Here is a 22,490-nt window from a genome sequence, read left to right on the forward strand (position 1 = left end):
CCGACCCTGTGGCTGACCGATAGTCTTCGAAGCGTGCGCTACTTCTACGACACCGAGTTCATCGAGGATGGTCGCACAATCGAGCTGGTCTCGATCGCTGTGGTCTCCGAGGACGGACGTGAGTTCTACGCCGTGTCCTCCGAGTTCGATCCCGAGCGGGCGGGCAAGTGGGTCCGCCGGAACGTCCTTCCCAAGCTGCCACCGTACTCGTCGCCGCTGTGGAAGAGCCGCGCGAGAATCCGCGACGAGCTGCTGGAGTTCCTGGTGCCGTACCCGGGTGCCGAAGTGGAACTGTGGGCCTGGGTCGCCGCATACGACCATGTCGCGCTGTGTCAGCTATGGGGATCGATGACCGAGCTGCCTCGATCGCTGCCGCGGTTCACTCGCGAGCTTCGTCAACACTGGGAGGACCGAGGTAGTCCGTATCTGCCTCCCGCGCCCGACGATGCACACGACGCATTGGCCGACGCCCGGCACAATCTCGCCAAATACAGGGCCGTCGAGGACGCCTCGAGCTGACACGGCGACGGACAGGGGAGCCCGACGCCGGCACCGGTATCGGTGCGAATATCCTGTAGCGGTGAACTGGACTGTCGACGTACCCATCGACCGCTTGCCCGACCTGCCGCCCTTGCCGTCGACATTGCGCCAGCAACTCGACGACGCGCTCGCACGGCCGGCGGCGCAGCAGCCGTCGTGGGATTCGGCCCAGGCAGCCGACATGCGGAAAGTGCTCGAGAGCGTTCCCCCGATCACCGTCGCAGGCGAGGTCGAGTCCTTGTCGGACCAGCTGGCCGCGGTCGCGCGGGGTGAGGCCTTCCTGCTCCAGGGTGGTGATTGTGCGGAGACGTTCGTCGACAACACGGAGCCGCACATCAAGGGCAACATCCGCACCTTGCTGCAGATGGCGGTCGTTCTGACGTACGGCGCGAGCCTGCCGGTGGTCAAGGTAGGCAGGATCGCCGGCCAGTACGCCAAGCCCAGGTCGGCCGATGTCGACGCGCTGGGCCTCAAGTCCTACCGCGGTGACATGGTCAACTCCCTCGTCGCGGACGAGGCTGTCCGCCAGCACGATCCGTCTCGCCTGGTGCGCGCGTACGCCAACGCGAGCGCTGCGATGAACCTCGTGCGCGCCCTGACCGGCGCAGGTATGGCAGATCTGCACAAGGTGCACGATTGGAACCGTGAGTTCGTCCAGAACTCGCCTGCCGGTGCCCGGTACGAGGCGTTGGCGGGGGAGATCGATCGTGGTCTGCGGTTCATGGACGCCTGTGGTGTCAAGGATCCCAACCTTGAAACCGCGCAGATCTTCGCCAGTCACGAGGCACTGGTACTGGATTACGAGCGCGCGATGCTGCGGCTGGACAACGCTGACGCCGAACATCCCAAGCTGTACGACCTGTCCGCGCACTTCCTGTGGATCGGCGACCGGACCCGTCAGCTCGACGGGGCGCACATCGCGCTCGCAGAGTTGATCAACAATCCCATCGGGCTGAAGATCGGGCCGTCCACCACGCCGGACATGGCCGTGGAATACGTCGAACGCCTCGACCCGACGAACAAGCCCGGCCGGCTCACCCTCATCTCGCGGATGGGCAACGGCAAGGTCCGTGAGCTACTGCCGCCCATCATCGAGAAGGTGCAGGCCACCGGACACCAGGTCATCTGGCAGTGCGACCCCATGCACGGGAACACGCACGAGGCGTCGACGGGATACAAGACGCGACACTTCGACCGAATCGTCGACGAGGTTCAGGGCTTCTTCGAGATCCACCGCGCGCTCGGAACGCATCCGGGTGGACTGCACGTCGAGTTGACCGGGGACAACGTCACCGAGTGCCTCGGTGGCGCTCAGGAGATCTCGGATCTGGATCTGGCCGGGCGCTACGAGACAGCGTGCGACCCCAGGCTCAACACTCAGCAGTCGCTCGAACTCGCCTTCCTGGTCGCGGAGATGCTGCGCGGCTGAAGTACTGCCGCATCAGGGCAACGACACGACGGTGACCGTCGACCCCGGGGCCACTCTGGATCCAGGCCCCGGGGTCTGCGACACCACGAGTGAGCCGTCGGTGTCGAAGACCTGACGGACCTGTACGTCCAAGCCCAACCGCTGAACCGTCTCTCGTGCCGAGCCGACGGACCGGCCGAGCAGTGACGGCACCGACACCGCGTTCGAGATCTGCAGTTCCACACTGCTTCCCGCGGTGACGGACGTGCCGATCTCCGGTGACGTACCCGCGACGCGGCCGCCGTCGACGTCCTTGTCGAACTGCTCCTGGGTGCCTGACACCGAGATGTCGACGGCGGCGAGCGCTGCCGTCGCCTCCTCGGCCGTCAAGCCGTTCACGTCCGGAACATCCACCGGCGGTGCGCCTTTGGAACGCAGGATCTTGACGGTGTCGCCGACGGCGAGTGTGGTTCCCGGCGCCGGATCCAACGCCGCGACCCCGCCGACGGGTGCGGTGGTGCTGAAAGCCTCACCGCCGTCGACCGGTTCGAAAGTTCGCTCACGCAACAGATCCTGCATGTCACCGATCGAGATGTTCGACGTGATGTCCGGAACGGTCGGCTTGCCCAGCGACACGAGCACGTCGACGGTGTCGCCCTTCGCCACCCGTGAACCGGAGGCCGGGTCGGTGCCGATCAGAGCATCGACCGGCATGGTGTCCGAGTAGGTGCCCTGGACGGTGTTCTCCAGGTCCGCGGCCGCGAGCGTGCTCTGTGCGCTCTGCAGATCCAATCCGCCGATTTCGGGGACGGAGGTGTATCTGCCCGATCCCATCCACCAACCTCCGATTCCCACGGCGACCGCCAGTAGCGCGACGATGGTCAGCCAGATGACGATGGCTCGGCGCGAACGCTGCCGGTCGGCATCGAAGTCGGGGAACTGGTACTCGCGGCGACCCGGTGCGCGCGACGGTGCGGCATCGGCCGAGTCGTCGTCGACGGTCGGTCCCGAAGCGTCGCCGCGATACGTCGGTGCAGTCTGAACGCGGGTGTGATGCACCACAGCATCCGGTGGGGGCGTGGACGACACCACCTGGGTGGGTGGTTCGGCGGCGGGGCGCTCGCCGGCGAACGTGGTGGGCGCACCCAACGCTGCAGCACTGCGATGTTCGGCCGAACGCCGCGGCGCAGGCACGCGGTACGGGGGCAGTTCCAACCGTCCACACACCACGCGGAGCGCACGTGCCATCTCGTCGGCGTTCTGGAACCTGGAGGCCGGGTCTCGATCGGTGGCGCGGGCCACCAGCTCGTCGAATTCCGGCGGTACACCAGCGATGTACGCGCTGGGATGGGGAACATCGTTGTCGATCCGCTGGTACGCGATCGAGAGGGACGTGTCACCGTTGAAGGGGGTACGCCCGGTCAGCAACTCGAACAGGACGACACCCACGCCGTACACGTCGCTGCCCGCATTGGCGGACCCGGTCGTCACCTGTTCGGGCGAGAGATAGGCGGCTGTGCCCAGAATGACGGAACTCGACGTGGCATTCGAGGCCGCCACGGCTCGAACGAGGCCGAAATCGGCGATCTTCACGTCCCCGCCGTCCGAGATGAGAATGTTCTCGGGTTTGATGTCGCGGTGAACGAGGCCTGCACGGTGAGCGGTACCCAGGGCGTCGAGAACCGGTCGGACCACCGCGGCAGCCGCGTGCGGCGGCATCGGCCCACGCTCACGGAGAAGTTCGCGCAGGGTTCCGCCCTCCACCAACTCCATGACCAGAAACGCGAACTCTCCGTCTCGGCCGTGGTCGTACACAGCGACGAGGCCCGGATTGTTGAGCCTGGCCACGGCCCTCGCCTCGAACTCGAACCGGGCGACGAACTGCGGATCCTCGGCGAACTTGGGGTCCATGATCTTGACTGCGACCGGTCGGTCCAGCCGGGTGTCGAGTGCGCGGTACACGGTCGACATTCCGCCACGTGCGATGGGCGCGTCGATCCGGTAGCGCCGATCCAGCAACGAACCCGTCGAAACGGATCCATGCAGATCTTTCCACATCACCTCGTCTACCTCCTGTGGAAAAAGTGGGCGCTGCCTACGTGATGGTAGCCAGGGTTGGTATCGACTTCGTCTCGGCCGCACCGAGCACCGACGTCGTCTCGGCCCGCGTTCGTGCGCGGTACGGGCGTTTTTCGTATACGAGACCGAAGCAGTTAACGTTACTGCAGTGAGCACAATCCCTTACTCAGGCGACGTCCTCGATCCGTCCGAATCGCTGCTACAGCTGACGGACGTGAGCAAAATCCTCGAGGTTCCGAAGTCGAGGGTCGAGCAGATGCTTCGCGACCGCCAGCTCCTGGCAGTCAAGCGTGAACGCGTCCCCGGCGTACCCGAGGTCTTTCTCGACGCCGAACGCCGCGAGATCGTCAAAGGACTTCCCGGACTGCTCGCCGTTCTCCACGACGGCGGATTCGAGGACGAGGAGATTCTGAAGTGGCTGTTCGAGGCCGACGACAGCCTCCCCGGTCGGCCCATCGACGCGATGCACGGTCACCTCATGCGCGAGGTGATCAGGCGCGCGCAGGCGATGGCGTTCTGAGGTTGATCCACCCGGTGGCGAGCAGCCTCGGCGCCGCCACCGACAGCCTCCGTCCGCGCGACACCCGCGCTCGCTCGAACAGCACTCGGTAGCCGTTCTCCTCGACCTCGCGCAGAATTCCGCTGTAGAGGAGCGACGCGGTCCGCATACCTGGGCGCACCCGAGGATCGAGAAAATCGATCCCTGGATCCGCGACCCGGTAGATCGCGCGGGTGTGCACGATCAAGTGGGCAAGCGCGCGGTCCACCCGCGGATCGGTTCGTTTCTCCCGACGGCAGTACCGAAGAAGATCCTCGTCCACGCCGAACGCCGCGAGCTCGTCGGTGGGCAGGTAGATCCGGTCTCGGTCGAGGTCCTCGCCTATGTCCCGAATGAAGTTGGTCAGCTGGAAGGCTTCGCCGAGGGCAGCGGCAGGCTCCTCCGCACCGTCGACGGCAGTGCCCAGAATAGGCAGCATCTCGAGGCCGATGACGGCCGCGGACCCGTACATGTATTCACGAAGTTCGGGCATGGTCCGGTAGCGGGCCTTGAAGAACTCGGTGCCCGGGATGTCCATGCGCATCGAATGGAAGAACGCACGGAAGTACTCATGATCGATGTGGTACCGGTTCACGGTGTCCACGAAGGCGCGAAGGACCATGTCCGACGGACCGGTGCCGAGTTGCTCGCCGTTCAGAGCCGCCGTCACTCGCAGTTCGAGCTCGTCGACGGAGGCGGCCGCACGTTCGTCCGCGGGTGCCAGAGACGTTGCAGCCGTGTCTGTTTCGGTCAGAGACCCGTCGACGTCGACGTCGATGATGTCGTCCACCATGCGCGCGAACCCGTAGAGAGCATGCACGGCAGCGCGCTTCTCGACCGGAAGAAGCCTCGTCGCGAGGAAGTACGTCTTACCGTGGCGGGCATTGAGATCCCGGCACAGGCGGTATGCGTCGTGCAGTGCTGGGTCGATCGCGTCGAGTTCACCCATGGTCGGCCGTACTCGTGCGGTCCGTCGTGTCGAGCTCGGACGTCTTCCTCGGACTTCTCTTCTCGGGGTGTCCGCGTAGGCGGAGCGGATCCACCCGAGTCAACGACACCGCAGCGACCACGGCCGCGAACGTTGCGAGCGCGACATGCGCAACCGTGTACAGCCCGATCGATCCGTCGGGCCGGAACACGAGCATCAACCAGGTGGACAGCCCCACGAGAACCATCAACGTCCTGGTCGACAACGCGAAACCGGCCGCGAGCGCCAGCGGCCACGAGTAGTACCACGGCAGAGCGGCGGGGGAGAGAACGACGATAGCGACGAGCGCGATGACGATGCCCTTCACCGCGTCCCGTTCGGTTCTGCGGAACAACCACCAGGTACCGACGATGATGACCGCCAACGCGAGCGCACACAGCATCCGTGTCACTTCGAGTACAGGGCCGAGACGGAGATCCAGGAACCACGACGTGCTGACGGTGACGAGGTGCGCGAGGATCGTGGGCAGGGATAGCCAGTTGATGATCTTGGCCGAGCCGGACAACGCCGTCAGCCACCCGATTCCGACACCGGCCACGACGGACGCGATCGCGAACACCGCGGCGAACACTCCTGCGCCGGTTCCCGCTGTCTTGGCGAACGACACGATGGGGGAGGACGGTGCACGATTCTCCGCGACGGCTTTCTCCCGTTCGTGAATCATCCAGATCCACACCATGAACGGCAACGCCAGCCCGGCCGTTGCCTTGATCGCGACCGCCACCGCGACCAGCGCGACGCCCGCAACGTGCTTGCGTTCGAGAACCAGGACGATTCCAGCGGTCATCAGACCGACCATCAGGAGCTCGTTGTGAACGCCGCCGATCAGATGGATGAGTACGAGTGGGTTGAGGACGGCGAGCCACAGCGCGATAGCGGGCCTGCCGCCGAGGTGCGACGCCAGACGTGGGACGGCCCACATCATCAACACGAGGCCCGGCAGCATCGTGATCCGCAGCAGCATCGTCCCCGCCACGACGTTGTCGCCGGTGATACTCGTGATGGCTTGACCCAGCAGGAGGAACAGCGGCCCGTACGGTGCCGTCGTCGTGGTCCAGACATTGCTCACGTTGTCCAACAGCATTCCGGGATTGGCCACCGGACCGACGGCGTACGGGTCGAAGCCGTCGCGTAGCAACGCCCCCTGCGCCAAGTACGAGTAAGCATCCCGGCTGAACATCGGGACGGCCAGCAACAACGGCGCCGTCCACGCCGGGACCACCCAACGCAACTCTCGCAGCGAGGTGCGGCCACCGAGCGTCGCGCGGCCCAGCCGGACCCAGGCGACGATCATCAGAAGGACACCGACCCACACGAGGATGCTGGAGAGAATCAGACCGTGGCCGAACCGTAGCCACGACAGGTGCATGGCTTCGAGCAACGGATCGCGGCGCCGGACACTGCCTGCGCCGAAGCCACCGAACGTGATGAGCGCCGCGCCCACGACTCCGAGGACGGCAGCGTGGCCTTCCGGACTACGAAGAAACGAAGCGAGGTGTCGAACCCGGGAATCACCCGCCGCACCCGAGGAGGAAGCAGTGCTCGAAACGGTGCTGTCGCCGGGTTTCTCGGATGGGGCCGAACCCTGAACCGGGGACATCGTTGCTGTCATCCTCCTCTCGGTGTCGCGGACTTGAAGTGCGTGTGGTCCGGACGGTGAACACGAAGCACCGCGCCGATGGCCGCAGTCAGTTTAGTTGGTGATTTCGCACGATCCGAACCATCCCGCGACTCGGGCGGATGTCACGGTGCGCCGACGATTCTCTCGGCGGCCAGTTTGCCGGACACCAGTACTGTCGGCACGCCGACACCCGGCGTGGTCGCCGAACCCGCCAACACGACGTTCGAGAGCCCGGCCACGAGATTCCGGCGTCGGAACGGGCCGGTCTGACGGAAGACATGAGCCGAGGAGAACGGCGAACCTTCCACCATCCCGCGATCGGCCCACGTCTGCGGCGTGTCGATGTGATCGATCGTCATCGACCGTATCCCGTGGTACCCGCGGCGCTCCAGCTCGATCCCCAGCTCCCGGACGTAAGGGTCGCGCAGCCGCGCCCAGTCCAGCGGTGCGCTGTCCAGATTGGGGCACGGGGCGAGCACGGACACCGGCTCACACGCCGTTCCACCCCGATGAACCAGCAACGACCGATCGGACACCGAGGGACGCGTGATCAGTAGCGACGGATCGCTCATGAGGGAGCCACGCCCGGAACGAGCGGTGATACGGCGGAAAGTCGCCGCCCAGTCCGCCCCGAAGTCGATGGTGTGGTGCGACTCGCTCGGCCACGTCGCGGTCACGGACGTGGGCACGGTGCCGTGGAAGACCACCGCCGACGGCGACACCCGGCCGTAGCCACGGCGTCGGCCCGCGGAAGTGACGTCCGCTCGGTCCAACAGCGCGTCGACGACGGGGAGATCCGGCGTCAGGACAAGTGCGTCACACGGAAACTCGGTGCCGTCGGACGTGACCACCGACGTCGCCCGGCCGTCGGTGACCACGATGTCCGCGACCTCGGTGCCGGTGACGACGGAACCGCCGTGCTTGCGGACTGCATCGGCCATTCCCGCCGCGATCGTCGCCATTCCGCCCACGGGGAAGTACACCCCGAGCGAAGTGTCCATGTGAGCGATCGCGCCGTAGACCGCGAGTGCCCGCGCAGGCGCCATCCCCGCGTACAGGGCTTGGAAAGTGAACACTCGACGCAAGCGATCGTCCTTCAGGAAGCGATCCACCTTGGGTCCGAGCTTGCCGAACCCGCCCAGACGGGCAAGGGTGAGGGTGTCGCGCAAGGCCGCCGGAGTCGACACGAGATCGAGAGGCGAGTCGAAGTTGGAGTCGATGTACCGATCGAACTCCGAGTCGAAGATCGCAGCGAGCCAGCGGCGTAGCGATCGATACCCCTCGGCCTCGGCAGCGCCGCACTTCTTCTCCACCTCCGCGGCCATCACCTCCGGGTCCGCGAAGACGTCGATGGACGTGCCGTCGGCGTAGCGCGTGTGATAGCTCGGCGCCAACGATTCGAGTTCGATCACCGGGGTGACGGACTGGAACGTCTCACCCACGGCGGCGAGGGCGGATTCGATCAGGTCGGGCATCGTGAGCACACTGGCCCCGTTGTCGATGTCGTACAGGTGCGATCCGTCCTCGTCCTGTACGGGATAGATGCCGACCCGGCCGCCGACGGACTGCTCGCGTTCGAGCACCGTCACCGACCGTCCCGCACCGAGGAGACGCAGTGCTGCCGAGAGACCGGCCAATCCGGCTCCTACGACGACCACCGAGTTCGTGGGTCCATTGATGGCGCGCACGTGAGCCTTTCGTCAGGTGTTCGGAGCGTGTACGTCAGTACTTGCGCTGTGTTGCTGCTGTGCCCATGCGCCGCAGTTGTTCGGCCGCACCTGGCTCGCACTCGCTGTTGTCGAGCGCCACGAAGGCTCGTTCGGTGAGATCCGAGATCCTGCGTTCGACATCGTCGACGGCACCCAGCTCGGTCAACGCTGTTCGGACGTCGCCGATACGCTCCTCGGACAGTTCGTGATCGCCGAGCGACTCGCGGATCAACGCGGCGGACGGCCCATCCGCATCGGCCAACGCAACGGCCATCAGCACGGTCCTCTTACCCTCGCGGATGTCGTCGCCCGACGGTTTCCCGGTGATCGCCGGATCGCCGAACACGCCGAGCAGATCGTCGCGGAGTTGGAACGCCAGTCCGATGTCGGTGCCGAAGGAACGGAACGCCGCAATCAGCTCGGGTGACGCATCGGCCAGGGCGGCGCCCAGGTGCAGAGGACGTTCGACGGTGTACGCCGCGGTCTTGTAGCGGTTGACGCGCATCGCTGCCTCGACGGACTCGTCCAACCCGGCCTCGGCTTCGATGTCCAGAAGTTGTCCACCGAGCACTTCGAGTCGCATCGACGACCACACCGGCGACACGCGCGCGGAGGCGTCCGCATCGATTCCGGACTCGCGCAGCATGTCGTCCGCCCAGCACAGGGCGAGATCTCCCAGCAGAATCGCGGCCGATTCACCGAACCTGGCCGACGAGCCTGCCCAGCCGGCGGACCGGTGGCGATCGGCGAGAGCAACGTGCACCGTCGGGAAACCGCGACGCGTCGTGGAGGAGTCGATGATGTCGTCGTGGATCAGTGCGCAGGCCTGAACCAGCTCGAGCGACGAGCAGGCTTTGATCACCGCCGCAGCCGCATCGCCCGACGGCTGCCCGCCTGCGCCGAGCCAGGCACTCCACGCGAACGACGGGCGGACGCGCTTGCCGCCCCGGAGAACGAATTCGGTCAGGTCGCGCACGGCGGAGGCGTACCCACCGCCCACGGCGGCGACCTGTTCACGACGGGATTCGAAGAACTCCGCGAGAGCGGTCTCGACCAACTCGCGAGGTGCGGTGGCACCGGCCGAGTCGACCGGTGCGCCGACGGAGGTGTCGACGGTCGTCGGGTCGACGGTGCTGGGCGTGGTCGTTTTCCCGGACAGAAGATCCTCCAGTCGATCCGAACGTGCAGGCTGCGGTTTCAACAGTAGCGGTCCGCGTCCGATTCGCACGCTCCGCGACCTTCCCTCGCACCACCTCAGGCGAGAATCTATGATGTCTCGGTGACATTTGATTCCGTCAGGGGGCGGTCGAGCGACGGATTCGTGACGAGGACGCCGTCGATAGTGGACCGGCTGCGCAGTGACGGCGCGGCACGGATTCCGTTCTCCGTCGAGTTCTCACCTCCTCGCGACGAGGCCGGTGAAGCTCGTTTGTGGCGCGCGGTGCGGGAATTCGAGCAGCTGCAGCCTGCGTTCGTGTCCATGACCTACGGGGCGGGTGGGTCCACCAGGGATCGGACGGTGCGTGTCACCGGCCAGATAGCCGAGGAAACGACGCTGCTGCCCGTGGCGCACCTGACCGCCGTCTCGCACAGTGTGGACGAGCTGCGATCCATGGTCGGTTCCTATGCGGACCGCGGAATCTCCAACATCCTGGTCCTTCGTGGTGACCCTCCCGGTGATCCGCTCGGCGACTGGGAAAAGCATCCGGACGGTGTCGAATACGCGGACGAGCTGGTCACGCTCGTGCGGGAGCTGGGCGACTTCCACGTCGGTGTCGCGTCGTTCCCCGAAGGCCACTACCGTGCGCTGAATCTGGAACAGGACACCCAGGTTCTGGTGAACAAGCTCCGTGCAGGAGCCGAGTACTCCATCACCCAGATGTTCTTCGACGTCGACGACTACCTCCGTCTGCGAGATCGGGTGGCCGCGTTCGACCCCGAGCAGGGGGCAAAGCCCATCGTCCCGGAGATCATGCCGATCACGTCGCTTCGCACGGTGCGACGGGCCCTGGCGCTGTCCGGGTCCGCGCTGCCGAAAGCGTTGGACGACCGCTTCACCGCCGCAGCCGGGACCGGCCGAGAAGAGGACAGGGCAGCGGTGCGCGAAGTGGGTATCGAACTCGCGACGCAGATCGGTGAGCGGCTGATCGCCGAAGGCGCACCGGCGTTGCACTTCATCACCCTGAACTTCGCGAAGGCGACGCGCGAAGTGCTCACCAACCTCGGATTGTGCGCCGCCAGGGTCTAGGACCCAACGGTTGTCGGTAGCACGTGCCCGGAGAACTCGTCAGAGCGGACGACCCTTCCAGGTGATCGAGCCGGTCCTCGATCTGAGAAACGAGTCGACCGTCAGTGCGCCGTACAGCAGCACGGACACCGGGTGAACCGACGCTGCAGCAACAGCTCCTGGACCGACGACCCCCGACTCGGCTCGGGCGGCCACGACACGTGCTGCCACCGCCGCGCCGTACCCCACGAGCCCCCACCGACGAGTACGGCCCGAGCCGAACACTGCAGCGACGGGCGGAAGCACGTAGGCGAGCGCAGCCGCGCCGAGAACCGCGGTCGAACCGACCGGACCGCCGAACGCACTCCACAGCCAGCGGCTGTATCCCGCGCGGAGATCGGACCAACCGTCGTACATCCGGCACCGGGCCAGCTCACCACCCAACACCACGGCCGTACGGTGCCCGGCCCTGCGTAGCGCCCGGGCAATGTCCAGATCCTCCGTGGCGCTGCTCGCGACCGACTCGTGTCCCCCGACATCTCGATACGCGGCGGCGTCGAACATCAGGAACTGACCGCACGCGACGACGGTCGACGGCCTGGTCGAGGTGTTGGCGACCCGTACCGGCAGCGTCGACAACCAGGAGAAACTCAGGAGTGGTTGCACGAGACGCTCGGCGACGCTGTCCGCCCGTTGCCGTGGCCACGGACTGACGAGGGCGCTACGCCCGCGTCGGAGCTCCGTCACGGCCGCAGCTATCGCCCCGGCCGACAGGCGCACGTCGGCGTCGACGAACGCTATCCAGTCGGGCTCGCCCGCCAGAGCTCGCGCCGCCAGCGTGCGGCAGGCAGCCGCTTTGCCCGTCCATCCCGGTGGCGGTTCCGTCGTCGAGCGGCGTACGTCGAACCGTGGATCGGAATCAGCCGCGGCGACGGCAGCGCCGAACGTGCCGTCGGTCGACCCGTCGTCGAGAACGAACACCTCGAGGGTGGGGCAGTGAACCTGCTGCCGTAGATCGGTGACGACCGCCGAGACCAGATCGACCTCGTTCCTTGCCGGTATGCAGACGGCGACCGAGCCGGGAACATCGGATGTGGGCCGCCGCAGCGACCTCATCGACAGCGCATTGACGAGCGTCGTCGCCGCACCGACACCAGCGAGAGCCGCACCGGCCGCCGTCGCCCGCCTGACCGCGTCGCGGAAATCGGTCACACGGACGACGGTGTGCGTCGCACGGGAGGATTGCGTGTCACCCACGCCATGGCGCCGACGATCGCTGCGATGCCGACGGTGACGCCCCCGACGATTCCTGCCCATCCTGCGAAACTGCGTGTGTTCGGGTCGGGGTAGTTGACCTCGGCGCGCATCGACGTGACCTCACCCGCCGGCAACTTCCAGGTGATGATGTTGTCGCCCTCACGGGTTCCGTTGGTGGTACCGATTCGAGCCGGGAACGCGATGGTGAACTGCACGTCCGTGCCCTGAGCGGGAACGTTCTGCAGATCGGCCTTGCCGTCCAGAGTGACGGTGTCCCCAGCGCGCTGGAGCACCAGTTGATAGCTGCCCGTTGCCTGTTCGGACATCTGGCCGAGGGTCTGCACGTCTCCGAAGGACAGATCGTTGAATCGAGCTTCGGTGCCCACGTATCCGTCCTGGCGGTACTCCTGGATGCGGATCTTGCTGGCAAGAGTCGACGGTGCGACCAACTGGGGGCCGGTGTCGGCGTCCGACGTGGGAATCGTCGCGGCCACGATCTGACCGGACACCCGATCGTCCGCGGACACACCGATCGACACCTGGGCGCGGAGGCACCCGGTCAGTAGCGGCGCGAGCAACAGGGTGAGCGCGAGCACCTTCGCGATGCGGTTCCGTCTACGAGTACTACGTTCGCGTGATGTCGACTGCACAGCGACATCGTGCCAGAGAACCAGACCGGTCGACGACGCACGGTGACGATCACCGCGCCGTGTCGATCGTCCTTCGCCTCGATCGGGTGGTCCACGTCCACGCGAGGGGAACGCCGACGGTCCCCATGACGACGAACCCGTAGATCGCGGAGAATCGAAATTCGGGACCGGAGAGGAAGACTGCGTGCGCGAAGGCGGAGCCCAGCCACGTCCACATGAACAGGACGATGGGTGCGGAATCTGTGAGACGAGGCGGATCCGTCCGGATCACCGACTTTCCGGCGAACTCCACGATCACGGCCATCGACAGTGCCACGACGAACCAGCCCAGATAATTCGTCACCGGAATCGACGGGATCCCGGGGAGTCCGGCGATGGGCGAGGTCCATGTCCACTGCCCGTCCGTGACCATCTGGGTGTCGAGGTAGAGGTCCCAACCGACCATTGCGACCGCCGTCATGACGATCCGGTGCAGCGGCGCTCGCTGATCCGGACCGACACGGTGCAGCAGAAGCGAGACCGCGCACCAGATGGGGTAGAAGCCGGCCGTCCAGGCCAACGGCACCACCGCGGGAACACCGAGGATGTCCGGGCCGAGTCGACTCGTGGCGTAGAAGTACGAGCCGAACGGGAACCCGGTTGCGGTGCCGACGATCTCGGCAGCGATACCGAGCCCGGCCGTGGTGACGAACAGTACTGCCGCCCACTTGACGCCCCGGGTGATCGCGGCGTGCACGAGAGCGGACGCCGCGAGGAGCGCGACGACGGCGACAGTCACGACATCGCGGTTCGAGCCGCTCACGAGCGGATAGACGATCTGCGCCGTCACTGCACTTCCGGCGAGGATCCACACGAATCTGTTCATCGCCGCTTCCGTCCCAGCCACGCTCGGACACGGCCGCCGCCGTGGTCGGACAACGCGATCTTCGCCGCCGTCCGTCCGCTGGCCGCGGACACGCCGCCGCCGGGATGGGTGGATGCGCCCGTCAGGTACAACCCCTGCGCACCGGGCACACGATGGCCCGCGAGTTCGGGGACGGGACGCCAGATCATCATCTGGTCCAAGGACATCTCCACGTGCATGATGTTCCCGCCGATCATTCCCAGTTCGCGCTCGATGTCGGTGGGGGACTGGACGTAACGGTGCAGGATCGTGTCGCGGAAGCCGGGCGCGTACGACTCGAGCGAGTCCACGATGCGGTCGGCTTCGGTCTCCGCAAGATCCGTCGCCACGCGCTCGGTGTCCGACGCACGCCATCGCCGTCCGTCGGACAGGGTGTGCGGATGCCACTGCGACCAGAGGGACACCTGGTGTTCACCCTCCGGTGCCACGCTCGGTTCGATTGCAGTGAACGACATCCCGAGGACGGCAGGCTCGGGCGGCAGATCTCCTGCCAAGGCGTGACCGTGCGCACGGCGCAGTTGCCGACGATCGTGCACGAGCAACTGCAGACCGGAGGTACCGTCCTGCACCGATGGTGCACTGGAATACTGCGGCACGGCGGAGGTCGCGAGTCGGACCGCCATTCCCAGGCCGGGCCCGACGCGGATTCCTCGGCGCCACGCCTCCGTTCGTCGACGATCGAATCCTCCGGCGTCGAGCAGGTCCAGAGTCGTCAGAACATGGCAGCCGGCGACGACCGTGCGACTGCGAATCGACCGACCCGATTCCGTGTGCGTCGTCCACCCGTCGCCGGACCGCGCCACTGATATGGCGCCGTCACCGACGGTGAGCCGACCCCCCGTGGCGACGAGCTTCGAGATCATTGCCTCGGTCAACGCGCCGCTTCCGCCGACGGCGCGACCGGGTGGAAGTGTGTGCATCAGCGCGGCGAAGCCAACCATGGGGGCGGTGCCCGGTTCCGACATCGGCGGGCCGGACTGCGCACCGAACCATGCGAGGGCAGCTTTCAGCCTCTCCGACGAGAACGTGGCGTCGAGCAGCGCGTCGCCGGTCGTGAGGAACTCGCGGGAGAGAGCACTCCCGCCGTCCGGCGCATCGAGTCCCCAGAAGGAGCGCACCAGATTGGCTCCCGTCGGCGCCGCCGAGAACGCTTTCATGGTGCGTGCGCTGCGCGGCCCCCAGGACGCGACGAACGTCCGATACGCTTTCGCATCCGCAGCACCGCACGACCGCGCGATGGAGTCACAGGTGGCGTCGAGGTCGCGACGAAACACAATGGCCTCGTCGTCGGTACCGGGTGCGCCGGGAGCGATCGCCCACGGATCGCAATCGACGTAGGCGAGACCATGGTCGGCCAGACCGAGTTCCTCGACGATGCCGGTATGCCGAACCATGATGTGAGCAGACGAGCCACGGTCGACTCGGTGTCCGGGAAAGCGCTCGGCGGACGACACACCACCACCTGCGATCGTGTCCTTCTCCACGACTTCGACGGACAGGCCGGCGTCGGCCAGGTAACACGCGGAAGTCAAGGCATTGTGGCCTGAGCCCACTACGAGAACATCGATCACGGCACCAGCGTATAGATCGTCACCGATTGGGCGGTTCGTCCGTTTCGAACGGCAGTGCGTGACCGAGAACTGCGAACGGTCGACGGTCGCCCGCGAAGGTGAAATCGCGGAGTACGTCTCCGAAGCCGAGGCTTCGGTACAGGCGCCATGCGCGGTTGTTCTCGTTCTCCACTTCCGGAGTGGACAGCAGCACGGTGCGCTCGGGGCGGTCGCGAAGGAGTCTGCGTGTCAGGGCACGGCCCAGTCCGTGACCCTGCGCACGCGGGGACACGTGCAGCTCGGTCAGTTCGAAGTAGTCCGAGAGGACCGAGTCGACGTACTCGTCATCGGCGCCGGATCTGCGCAGACCGTCCCTGACCTGCTGGTGCCACCACTGATGCCTAGCACCCCTGTACCCGTACGCGACGGCGACGAGAGGGGAGTCGGGCGTGGGCAGGACTGCACCGACAGCGCACCATCCGGGTCGGAGGACGTGCTCGGACCACATCGGGGCGCGGTGATACTCCGTGCCTTGCGGGTAACCCATTGCCTCGACGTAGATCGCCAGCGCTTCGGGAAGGCGACGACGGAGTTCTCGGGCGGACAGATCGACCAGGTACGGGGTCGGTTCCGCGTCGGTAGCGACTGTTCTCAACCTTTCCTTGACGACTTGTCGGTGGGCACAGCTATATTGAATATGTCGAACGGATGTTCGATGTCGGTGATCCGGCGATGACCCCGAGGGAAGCGGGGCTCGCTGGATCCCTGACCTTAGATCGTCGTCGACGTCCGGTCGTTTCGGAAATTGCGGTCACGAACGGCGAACGAAATCGGGAGGTGTTCGAGTATGGCTACGAAGGTTCTCCGTGGTGATGTGCGTCCGCCGGTGTCGCCGCGTGCTCGTGTACTACTGGGCCGGGCAGATGCCTTGCTGTCGGGTTCCCTCGGCGCCGAGTCGGTCGCCGACCAATTTCTGGACTGCTACATGGCAGCCCTCCGTGGAGCGGCTGCCATCCTGGAAGTCGCGCCCGCGACGCGAGCAAGATCACGCAGCGCATGGGTGCTGCTGGCAAAAGCCGAGCCGGAGCTCGAAGCCTGGGCGGAGTACTTCGCGAGCTACTCATCGTTGCGGGCCGCTCTCCAGGCCGGTGTGTCTCGCTCCATCGACCAGGACGCTGCGGACACGTTCTATCGCGAAGTCGGCCGTTTCCTGCATGTGGTGGAGGATTTCATCGGTGCGGATTCACGTCTCGATCGTGCACTCCTCCCGCCCCGATCGATGTCGGCGTGAAGGCTGATTCTGTTGCGGTCGTGGTGTCGTTCGCCGGAGTTCGGTGCGCCGGAGGAGTCGAGTTGCCGAGTCCGCATGCGACTTGTCGGGGGTCTGCGCAGGGAAACTTCGGACATTCTCAGGAACACATGGACCGAGTAGGTGGTAAGCAGTCGATTCACCTCGTATTATCAATAGCAGGTAGCCGCCAGAGTCAGCTTCCCGTCGTTTCGCACCCGAAATGACTTCTAATATCTGTGCAGGGGGAGGTACCGTGCCACTCTCCGAGCACGAGCAGCGCATGCTCGATCAGATCGAGAGCGCTCTCTACGCCGAGGATCCCAAGTTCGCTTCTCACGTGAGAAGCGGCCGTATGCGTACGGCTTCGAGCAAACGTCGCTTCCAAGCGGCCGCTTTGTTCGTCTTGGGGCTTGTTTTGCTCATCGCCGGGCTGGCGCTGCCGTTCAAGCCCGGTGGTTTCCCGGTGATCAGTCTCGTCGGCTTCGTCTTCATGTTCGGCGCCGGTGTGCTGTTCCTACTCGGTGGGTCTCGTAAGGGCGCTGCTGCGTCACAGGAGGAGTCCGAAGCGACTGGCTCGGGCGGACCCAAGAGTTCGGGGCCGAAACCCAAGTCCGGCCGCAAGAGCGGCGGCGGTTTCACTTCCCGTATGGAAGATCGGTTCCGGAAGCGATTCGAACAGGACTAGTTCTCTCCGTCTCCATGTCGCAGGCGCTGCGCCACTGAGCCGGATGCAGTGAAGCCGGACGCAGTGGAGTCGGATGCAGTGAAGCCGGAAAAGCCATAGATTCAGAGACAACGGAACACCACAGAAGCGGTGCTCACCCGAATGGGTGGGCACCGCTTTCGTATGTCCCGGTTGTGTATGGCCCGCACCCCGCATGGGGGTGCGATCCGGCCCTGTCGAGGACGAACCAGAACCTCGTCACCCACTTCCCCCCACCGCGTGGGGGAGCGAACTGCGCAATCCCCACTTTCAACCACCACCATCGTCGATGACCGATCCATTGTCGGATGCGACCTTCTGACCTGGACTTTTGTTCGATCGTCTCGTTCGGGGCTCTGTGTAGGTCGACAATCGTCGATCGGTGCCGATACGCTTCCCCACAATCAACCACCAAGTTGACCTGCGGTAATTGGGGTACATCCCAAAAATATTCCTCCCGATGGATTGAAAGTGGAGGAAAGTGGGGTAATGTGGTGGCAGCAGCGAGAGCGGGAGGTGTCGAGTGTTCCTCGGTACCTACACGCCCAAGCTCGACGAGAAGGGCCGGCTCACGTTGCCGGCGAAGTTCCGGGATGCGCTGAAGGAGGGTGTGATGGTGAGCAAAGGTCAAGACCACAGCCTTGCGATCTACACCCAGGAGGCGTTCGCGGAAAAGGTAAGAAAGCTCACCGAAGCATCTCGTTCCAATCCGGTTGCCCGCTCGTACATCAGGCAGCTCGGTGCGGGCACGGACGAGCAGAAGCTCGATGGTCAGGGCCGCATCATGCTCAGCTCGGACCACAGGCGTTACGCGAGTCTGGAACGCAATGTCGTCGTGAACGGATCCATCGAGTTCATCGAGATCTGGAACGAAGAAGCCTGGGCTCGCTACTCGTCCGAGGGTGAGCAGAGTTTCTCGGATGCAGTGGATGCGTCCCTGGAAGGAATCTTGTAACCGCAGGAATCTTGTAACCGCAGGAATCTTGTAACCGCCCGGATCAACCGCCGAGTGCCGCGAGGCCTCTGCCCGATCAGAACCCTGACGTTCTTCCCCAACGCCAGGTTTCGAAGATCAGGACCCTGACGTACTTCCCCGACGTCAGGTTCCTATCGGACAGGGACCTCGAGGCATTCGTCCACACCATCGATCGATGCGCGATCTCGACGCACCACCGCGCAGACGCACGAACCGGGAGGAATCATCGTGGAAGGCGAATCGTCAGCCGCCTCTGACAGCGCTCCCGAGGGCGACGACTCCGTCGACCGGCCCCAGCCGAAACACATCCCCGTTCGCCTCGAACGCGCGGACGAACTTCTGGGACCCGCCCTCACCGCAGCTCACGCGTCAGGTCTCACACCTGTGATGATCGATGCGACGCTCGGCCTCGGCGGACATTCCGAACACTTCTTGCGTACTTATCCGACGCTGCATCTGATCGGCCTCGACCGAGACCCGGACGCGCTCGCGCGTGCCGGCCGGCGGCTGGACGAGTTCTCGGATCGAACATCGTTCGTGCACACCACATACGACGGAATTGCCGACGCCCTCGAGCAGTCCGGCTTCGCGCCGCAGGACTCGGTCCACGCCATTCTGTTCGACCTCGGAGTGTCGTCGATGCAGCTCGACGAAGCGGACCGCGGATTCGCCTACTCGGTGGACGCCCCACTCGACATGCGGATGGATCCGACGGTCGGGCTGACTGCGGCGGACGTTTTGAACACCTACTCGCACGGTGACATCGCCCGCGTGCTCAGCACGTACGGTGAAGAACGATTTGCCGGACGCATCGCGTCGGCTGTCGTCAAACGTCGCGAAACCACCCCGTTCACCACGAGCGCGGCCCTCGTCGAACTGCTCTACTCGGCAATTCCGGCCGCGACGCGGCGAACGGGAGGTCATCCCGCCAAGCGCACCTTCCAGGCGCTACGGGTCGAGGTGAACGGCGAGTTGGATTCGCTCGAGACTGCCGTACCCGCCGGACTCGATGCATTGGCCGTCGGAGGACGTGTCGTGTTCATGTCCTACCAGTCGCTCGAGGATCGCGTGGTGAAGAAAGAGCTCACGCCCCGCGTGAAATCACGAAGCCCCGAGGGGCTTCCCGTCGAGCTACCCGGGATGGGACCCGAGTTTCGTCTTCTGACCAAGGGAGCGGAACGCGCGTCGGAAGAAGAAATCGAGGAGAACCCGCGCTCGGCCCCGGTGCGCCTGCGCGCGGCCGAGCGAATTGCGAGGAGATCGTAGATGACCATTACCTCGACTTCGTCACCGACCACACGGCGCCAGCGCCGCGGCGCCGGCTCGGGTCGCTCCGGCGCGGCATCGCGGGCGTACGAGCGTCGTCAACAACGCGCGTCCTCGCGCGGGGTGGAGCTTGCATCGAGCGGACATGCGGCAGCGAGGACGATGTCCGCGTCCATCGGTGCGCGAGTTCCGTTCGTCGCGTTGGTGATCGGACTCCTGTCCCTCGGTCTCGGTTTGACGCTGCTGTTGACGACGAGATCTGCCGGTGACTCCTATGTACTGAGCGATGCGAAGGCTCACAACGAGCGTCTCGTTCAGGAACGTGCGTCGCTGCAGCGTGATGTCGAATTGGCGGATTCCGCACCGGAACTCGCGCGCAAAGCCGCGGAGTTGGGGATGGTCCCTGCCGCGGGCGCTGCGCGCATCGTGGTGGCGGAAGACGGTTCGGTTCAAGTCGTCGGCACTCCCGCTCCCGCACAGGGCAACCCGGTTGCACCACTCGATCCACCCACCTCGCAAGGCACGTCGCAATCGGCCGATTCCGAGGCCCGCAACCCGTTGCAGGTGCGCAATCAGCCGCAGACGACCGCGCCGCGATCGGCATCGGACTCGACTGCTCCACGCTCGGCCTCCGACCCGTCGGGCACGCGGGCGGCATCCGACGGCGCAGGTACACCGTCCGGCGTCGCACCATCAGCCACATCCGCCACGCCGAACACGTCGAATGGCGCGGGAACCGAAGCCATGGGTGAACAATTGGTTCCTATGAGCATCCCGTCGGCGAGTCCTTCGGGTAGTCGGCAGTGACCAGGCCGACATCCGGGAACACTCGTCGTACACCAGCGCCGCACGAGCGGAGCCGGCGGAATGATTCCAGGCGGAACGCATCCGGCGGCACTGCGTCCGACCGAAGGCCCGCCCCGGCGCGAGGCGGGGTGCCTCCACGTCGCCCGCATCCCAGAGCGGGCAGTCGCTTCGACGCCTCGTCCTTCACCTTCCGCAACGGCTTCGGCCGCATCGTCATGTTCGGCATTCTCGGTGTCGTCGTACTGCAGTTGGTCTGGATCATGGGGGTCAACGGAACTCGCCTGTCCGTCGAAGCCGCGTCGCAGCGCACCACCACCCTGGTGGACGCAGCAGCACGAGGCTCCATCACGGACAGGAACGGCAAGCCCATCGCATTCACGATGGAGGCCAAGGCCCTGACGTTCCAACCCGTGCGCGTCCGGCAGGAGTTGGACGAGGCACGCGCCAAGGATCCCTCTGCGCCCCAAACCGACGACAGGCTGGCCGAGATCGCCGCAGGCATCCACGACGAACTGGGTGACATCGCGAACGAGAAGGACATTCTCGCCAAGCTGAAGAGCAACGACACGTTCGCCTACCTAGTCCGGGGAGTCGACTCGACCGTGGCGACACGGATCAGCGAAGAATTCGAAGAAGTCGGCCTCGAGCGGCAGGACATTCGCGAGTACCCGGGTGGATCACTCGCCGCCAACATGGTGGGCGCGACAGGATGGGACGGCCACGGCCTTCTGGGACTGGAGGATTCGCTCGACGCGACGCTGGCCGGAACCGACGGATCGCAGACCTACGACCGCGGGTCGGACGGCGCCGTCATACCCGGCAGCTGGCGCGACAAGCAGACCGCGGTGAACGGCTCGGGAGTGGAGCTGACCATCGACGCGGATCTGCAGTACTACGTCCAACAACAGGTGCAGCTCGCAAAAGACCTGTCCGGTGCGAAGAATGCGTCCGCAGTCGTGCAGGACGCACACACCGGCGAGGTTCTGGCGATGTCCAACGACAACACGTTCAACCCGGGTATCGGCGTCGGCAACAACGACCGCAACAAGGAGATGGGCAACCTCGCCGTCTCCACTCCGTTCGAGCCCGGTTCGGTCAACAAGATCATCACTGCCGCCGCCGCAATCGAATACGGCCTCACGACGCCCGACGAGGTGTTGCAAGTTCCCGGCGACATCTTCATGTCCGGTGTGTCGGTGAAGGACGCGTGGGATCACGGCGTGGTTCCCTACACGTCGACCGGTGTGTTCGGAAAGTCCTCGAACGTCGGCACACTCATGCTCGCTCAGCGCGTCGGCGAAGATCGCTTCGCAGACATGCTCTCCAGGTTCGGGCTAGGTCAACGCACCGATGTCGGGCTTCCAGGAGAGAGTGCAGGCAGCGTGCCGAGTCGAGATCAGTGGTCCGGCGGCACGTTCGCCAACCTCCCCATCGGTCAGGGTCTGTCCATGTCGTTGCTGCAGATGACGGCTATGTACCAGGCGATCGCCAACGACGGGATGCGGATTCCACCCCGGATCGTCAAGTCGACGGTCGACCCGGACGGAAATCGTACGGAGACCGACAGGCCCGAAGGCGTCTATGTGGTGAGCCCACAGACCGCGACGACCGTTCGCGACATGTTCCGTTCCGTCACGCAGGACGACACCGGGAACCAACGAGGAACCGGTGTCGCAGCGGGGATCCCCGGGTACCAGATCAGCGGGAAGACCGGCACTGCGCAGCAGGTCGATCCGGAATGCGGCTGCTACTCCAACTCGAACTACTGGATCACGTTCGCCGGCATCGCCCCGGCCGACGACCCCCGGTACGTCATCGGCATCATGCTGGACGCCCCGACCAGGAGTGCAGACGGATCAGGCGGACAGTCTGCAGCGCCGCTGTTCCACAACATCGCCAGTTGGATGCTCCAGCGCGACAGCGTTCCACTGTCTGCTTCCGGACCGAAATTGGTGCTGCAAGCCGACTGACAGTGA

20 protein-coding genes are annotated in these 22,490 nt (G+C 65.4%); 10 read left to right on the top strand and 10 right to left on the bottom strand.

All coding sequences use genetic code 11. From position 1 onward, the window contains the following. Nucleotides 1-33 precede the first annotated feature (33 nt). Both H292_RS0115335 and H292_RS0115340 read left to right on the top strand, forming a co-directional pair. Nucleotides 34-519 carry a polyadenylate-specific 3'-exoribonuclease AS gene (locus H292_RS0115335; RefSeq protein WP_019665949.1) on the top strand — a complete coding sequence of 162 codons (486 nt, stop codon included), beginning with the start codon at nt 34-36 and terminating at the stop codon, nt 517-519. Between the two features lie 61 nt (nt 520-580). Next, nucleotides 581-1,969, top strand: coding sequence for a class II 3-deoxy-7-phosphoheptulonate synthase (locus tag H292_RS0115340; protein WP_019665948.1), 1,389 nt, complete (start codon nt 581-583; stop codon nt 1,967-1,969). 12 nt (nt 1,970-1,981) lie between these two features. On the opposite strand, the gene pknB is transcribed toward H292_RS0115340, so the two are convergent. Beyond that, nucleotides 1,982-4,006 carry a Stk1 family PASTA domain-containing Ser/Thr kinase gene (pknB, locus tag H292_RS0115345; protein ID WP_019665947.1) on the bottom strand — a complete coding sequence of 675 codons (2,025 nt, stop codon included), beginning with the start codon at nt 4,004-4,006 and terminating at the stop codon, nt 1,982-1,984. Nucleotides 4,007-4,175: 169 nt separating this feature from the next. Here pknB and H292_RS0115350 point away from each other — a divergent pair, with 169 nt between their 5' ends. Then, nucleotides 4,176-4,547, top strand: coding sequence for an Rv2175c family DNA-binding protein (locus H292_RS0115350; protein ID WP_019665946.1), 372 nt, complete (start codon nt 4,176-4,178; stop codon nt 4,545-4,547). Here the strand turns inward: H292_RS0115350 and H292_RS0115355 are convergent. The 4 genes from H292_RS0115355 to H292_RS0115370 all read right to left on the bottom strand — a co-directional run bounded on the left by H292_RS0115355 (nt 4,519) and on the right by H292_RS0115370 (nt 10,084). Then, the gene (locus tag H292_RS0115355; protein WP_019665945.1) at nt 4,519-5,514 is read right to left on the bottom strand and encodes a phytoene/squalene synthase family protein; all 996 of its coding nucleotides are present in this window, start codon (nt 5,512-5,514) and stop codon (nt 4,519-4,521) included. The two genes, H292_RS0115350 and H292_RS0115355, sit on opposite strands and share 29 nt — an antisense overlap. Then, complete coding sequence (locus H292_RS0115360) at nt 5,507-7,153, bottom strand: alpha-(1->6)-mannopyranosyltransferase A (RefSeq protein WP_019665944.1); 1,647 nt, start codon at nt 7,151-7,153, stop codon at nt 5,507-5,509. Before H292_RS0115360 ends, H292_RS0115355 begins: the two co-directional genes overlap by 8 nt. A gap of 143 nt (nt 7,154-7,296) precedes the next feature. Further along, entirely contained in the window at nt 7,297-8,862 is a 1,566-nt protein-coding gene (crtI, locus tag H292_RS0115365) for a phytoene desaturase family protein (RefSeq protein ID WP_019665943.1), read from the bottom strand. A gap of 34 nt (nt 8,863-8,896) precedes the next feature. Continuing rightward, a complete protein-coding gene (locus tag H292_RS0115370) occupies nt 8,897-10,084 on the bottom strand; it encodes a polyprenyl synthetase family protein (protein WP_019665942.1) in 1,188 nt (395 codons plus the stop codon). Between the two features lie 120 nt (nt 10,085-10,204). Here H292_RS0115370 and metF point away from each other — a divergent pair, with 120 nt between their 5' ends. Beyond that, complete coding sequence (gene metF / locus H292_RS0115375) at nt 10,205-11,131, top strand: methylenetetrahydrofolate reductase [NAD(P)H] (protein ID WP_170947570.1); 927 nt, start codon at nt 10,205-10,207, stop codon at nt 11,129-11,131. A gap of 39 nt (nt 11,132-11,170) precedes the next feature. Here metF and H292_RS0115380 read toward each other — a convergent pair whose 3' ends face one another. Genes H292_RS0115380 through H292_RS0115400 form a run of 5 tightly spaced genes read right to left on the bottom strand, consistent with a single transcriptional unit; the run spans nt 11,171 to nt 16,126 of the window. Continuing rightward, nucleotides 11,171-12,322: a glycosyltransferase gene (locus H292_RS0115380; protein ID WP_019665940.1), complete on the bottom strand. Its 1,152-nt coding sequence runs from the start codon at nt 12,320-12,322 to the stop codon at nt 11,171-11,173. Beyond that, the gene (locus H292_RS0115385; protein WP_019665939.1) at nt 12,319-13,017 is read right to left on the bottom strand and encodes an LppM family (lipo)protein; all 699 of its coding nucleotides are present in this window, start codon (nt 13,015-13,017) and stop codon (nt 12,319-12,321) included. Before H292_RS0115385 ends, H292_RS0115380 begins: the two co-directional genes overlap by 4 nt. Before the next feature lie 49 nt (nt 13,018-13,066). Continuing rightward, nucleotides 13,067-13,882, bottom strand: coding sequence for a carotenoid biosynthesis protein (locus H292_RS0115390; protein WP_026347916.1), 816 nt, complete (start codon nt 13,880-13,882; stop codon nt 13,067-13,069). After that, entirely contained in the window at nt 13,879-15,492 is a 1,614-nt protein-coding gene (locus H292_RS0115395) for a phytoene desaturase family protein (protein WP_026347915.1), read from the bottom strand. The genes H292_RS0115390 and H292_RS0115395 overlap by 4 nt, the downstream gene beginning before the upstream one ends. 19 nt (nt 15,493-15,511) lie before the next feature. Further along, on the bottom strand, nt 15,512-16,126 hold the full coding sequence (locus H292_RS0115400) for a GNAT family N-acetyltransferase (RefSeq protein ID WP_019665936.1): 615 nt from the start codon (nt 16,124-16,126) through the stop codon (nt 15,512-15,514). A gap of 192 nt (nt 16,127-16,318) precedes the next feature. On the opposite strand from H292_RS0115400, the gene H292_RS0115410 reads away from it, so the two are divergent. The 6 genes from H292_RS0115410 (at nt 16,319) to H292_RS0115435 (ending at nt 22,484) form a co-directional block, all read left to right on the top strand. Then, the gene (locus H292_RS0115410) at nt 16,319-16,762 is read left to right on the top strand and encodes an SAV_6107 family HEPN domain-containing protein (protein WP_027498848.1); all 444 of its coding nucleotides are present in this window, start codon (nt 16,319-16,321) and stop codon (nt 16,760-16,762) included. A 253-nt stretch (nt 16,763-17,015) separates the two neighbouring features. Next, on the top strand, nt 17,016-17,447 hold the full coding sequence (locus tag H292_RS0115415) for a DUF3040 domain-containing protein (RefSeq protein ID WP_019665933.1): 432 nt from the start codon (nt 17,016-17,018) through the stop codon (nt 17,445-17,447). Between the two features lie 541 nt (nt 17,448-17,988). Beyond that, complete coding sequence (mraZ, locus tag H292_RS0115420) at nt 17,989-18,420, top strand: division/cell wall cluster transcriptional repressor MraZ (RefSeq protein WP_019665932.1); 432 nt, start codon at nt 17,989-17,991, stop codon at nt 18,418-18,420. 249 nt (nt 18,421-18,669) lie between these two features. Then, complete coding sequence (gene rsmH / locus H292_RS0115425) at nt 18,670-19,707, top strand: 16S rRNA (cytosine(1402)-N(4))-methyltransferase RsmH (RefSeq protein WP_020111970.1); 1,038 nt, start codon at nt 18,670-18,672, stop codon at nt 19,705-19,707. Beyond that, entirely contained in the window at nt 19,708-20,514 is an 807-nt protein-coding gene (locus H292_RS27180) for a hypothetical protein (protein ID WP_027498849.1), read from the top strand. 128 nt (nt 20,515-20,642) lie between these two features. After that, entirely contained in the window at nt 20,643-22,484 is a 1,842-nt protein-coding gene (locus H292_RS0115435; protein ID WP_020111972.1) for a peptidoglycan D,D-transpeptidase FtsI family protein, read from the top strand. Nucleotides 22,485-22,490: the final 6 nt, after the last annotated feature.

The sequence above is a fragment of the Rhodococcus sp. 114MFTsu3.1 genome (assembly GCF_000383555.1).
GTDB classification, from domain to species: domain Bacteria; phylum Actinomycetota; class Actinomycetes; order Mycobacteriales; family Mycobacteriaceae; genus Rhodococcoides; species Rhodococcoides fascians_E.

Excerpts from the sequence above, each read along its gene's own strand:
- pknB (WP_019665947.1), bottom strand. The coding sequence starts at position 4,006 with ATGTGGAAAGATCTGCATGGATCCGTTTCGACGGGTTCGTTGCTGGAT.
- H292_RS0115355 (WP_019665945.1), bottom strand. The coding sequence starts at position 5,514 with ATGGGTGAACTCGACGCGATCGACCCAGCACTGCACGACGCATACCGC.
- H292_RS0115360 (WP_019665944.1), bottom strand. The coding sequence starts at position 7,153 with ATGTCCCCGGTTCAGGGTTCGGCCCCATCCGAGAAACCCGGCGACAGC.
- H292_RS0115390 (WP_026347916.1), bottom strand. The coding sequence starts at position 13,882 with ATGAACAGATTCGTGTGGATCCTCGCCGGAAGTGCAGTGACGGCGCAG.
- H292_RS0115410 (WP_027498848.1), top strand. The coding sequence starts at position 16,319 with ATGGCTACGAAGGTTCTCCGTGGTGATGTGCGTCCGCCGGTGTCGCCG.
- H292_RS27180 (WP_027498849.1), top strand. The coding sequence starts at position 19,708 with ATGACCATTACCTCGACTTCGTCACCGACCACACGGCGCCAGCGCCGC.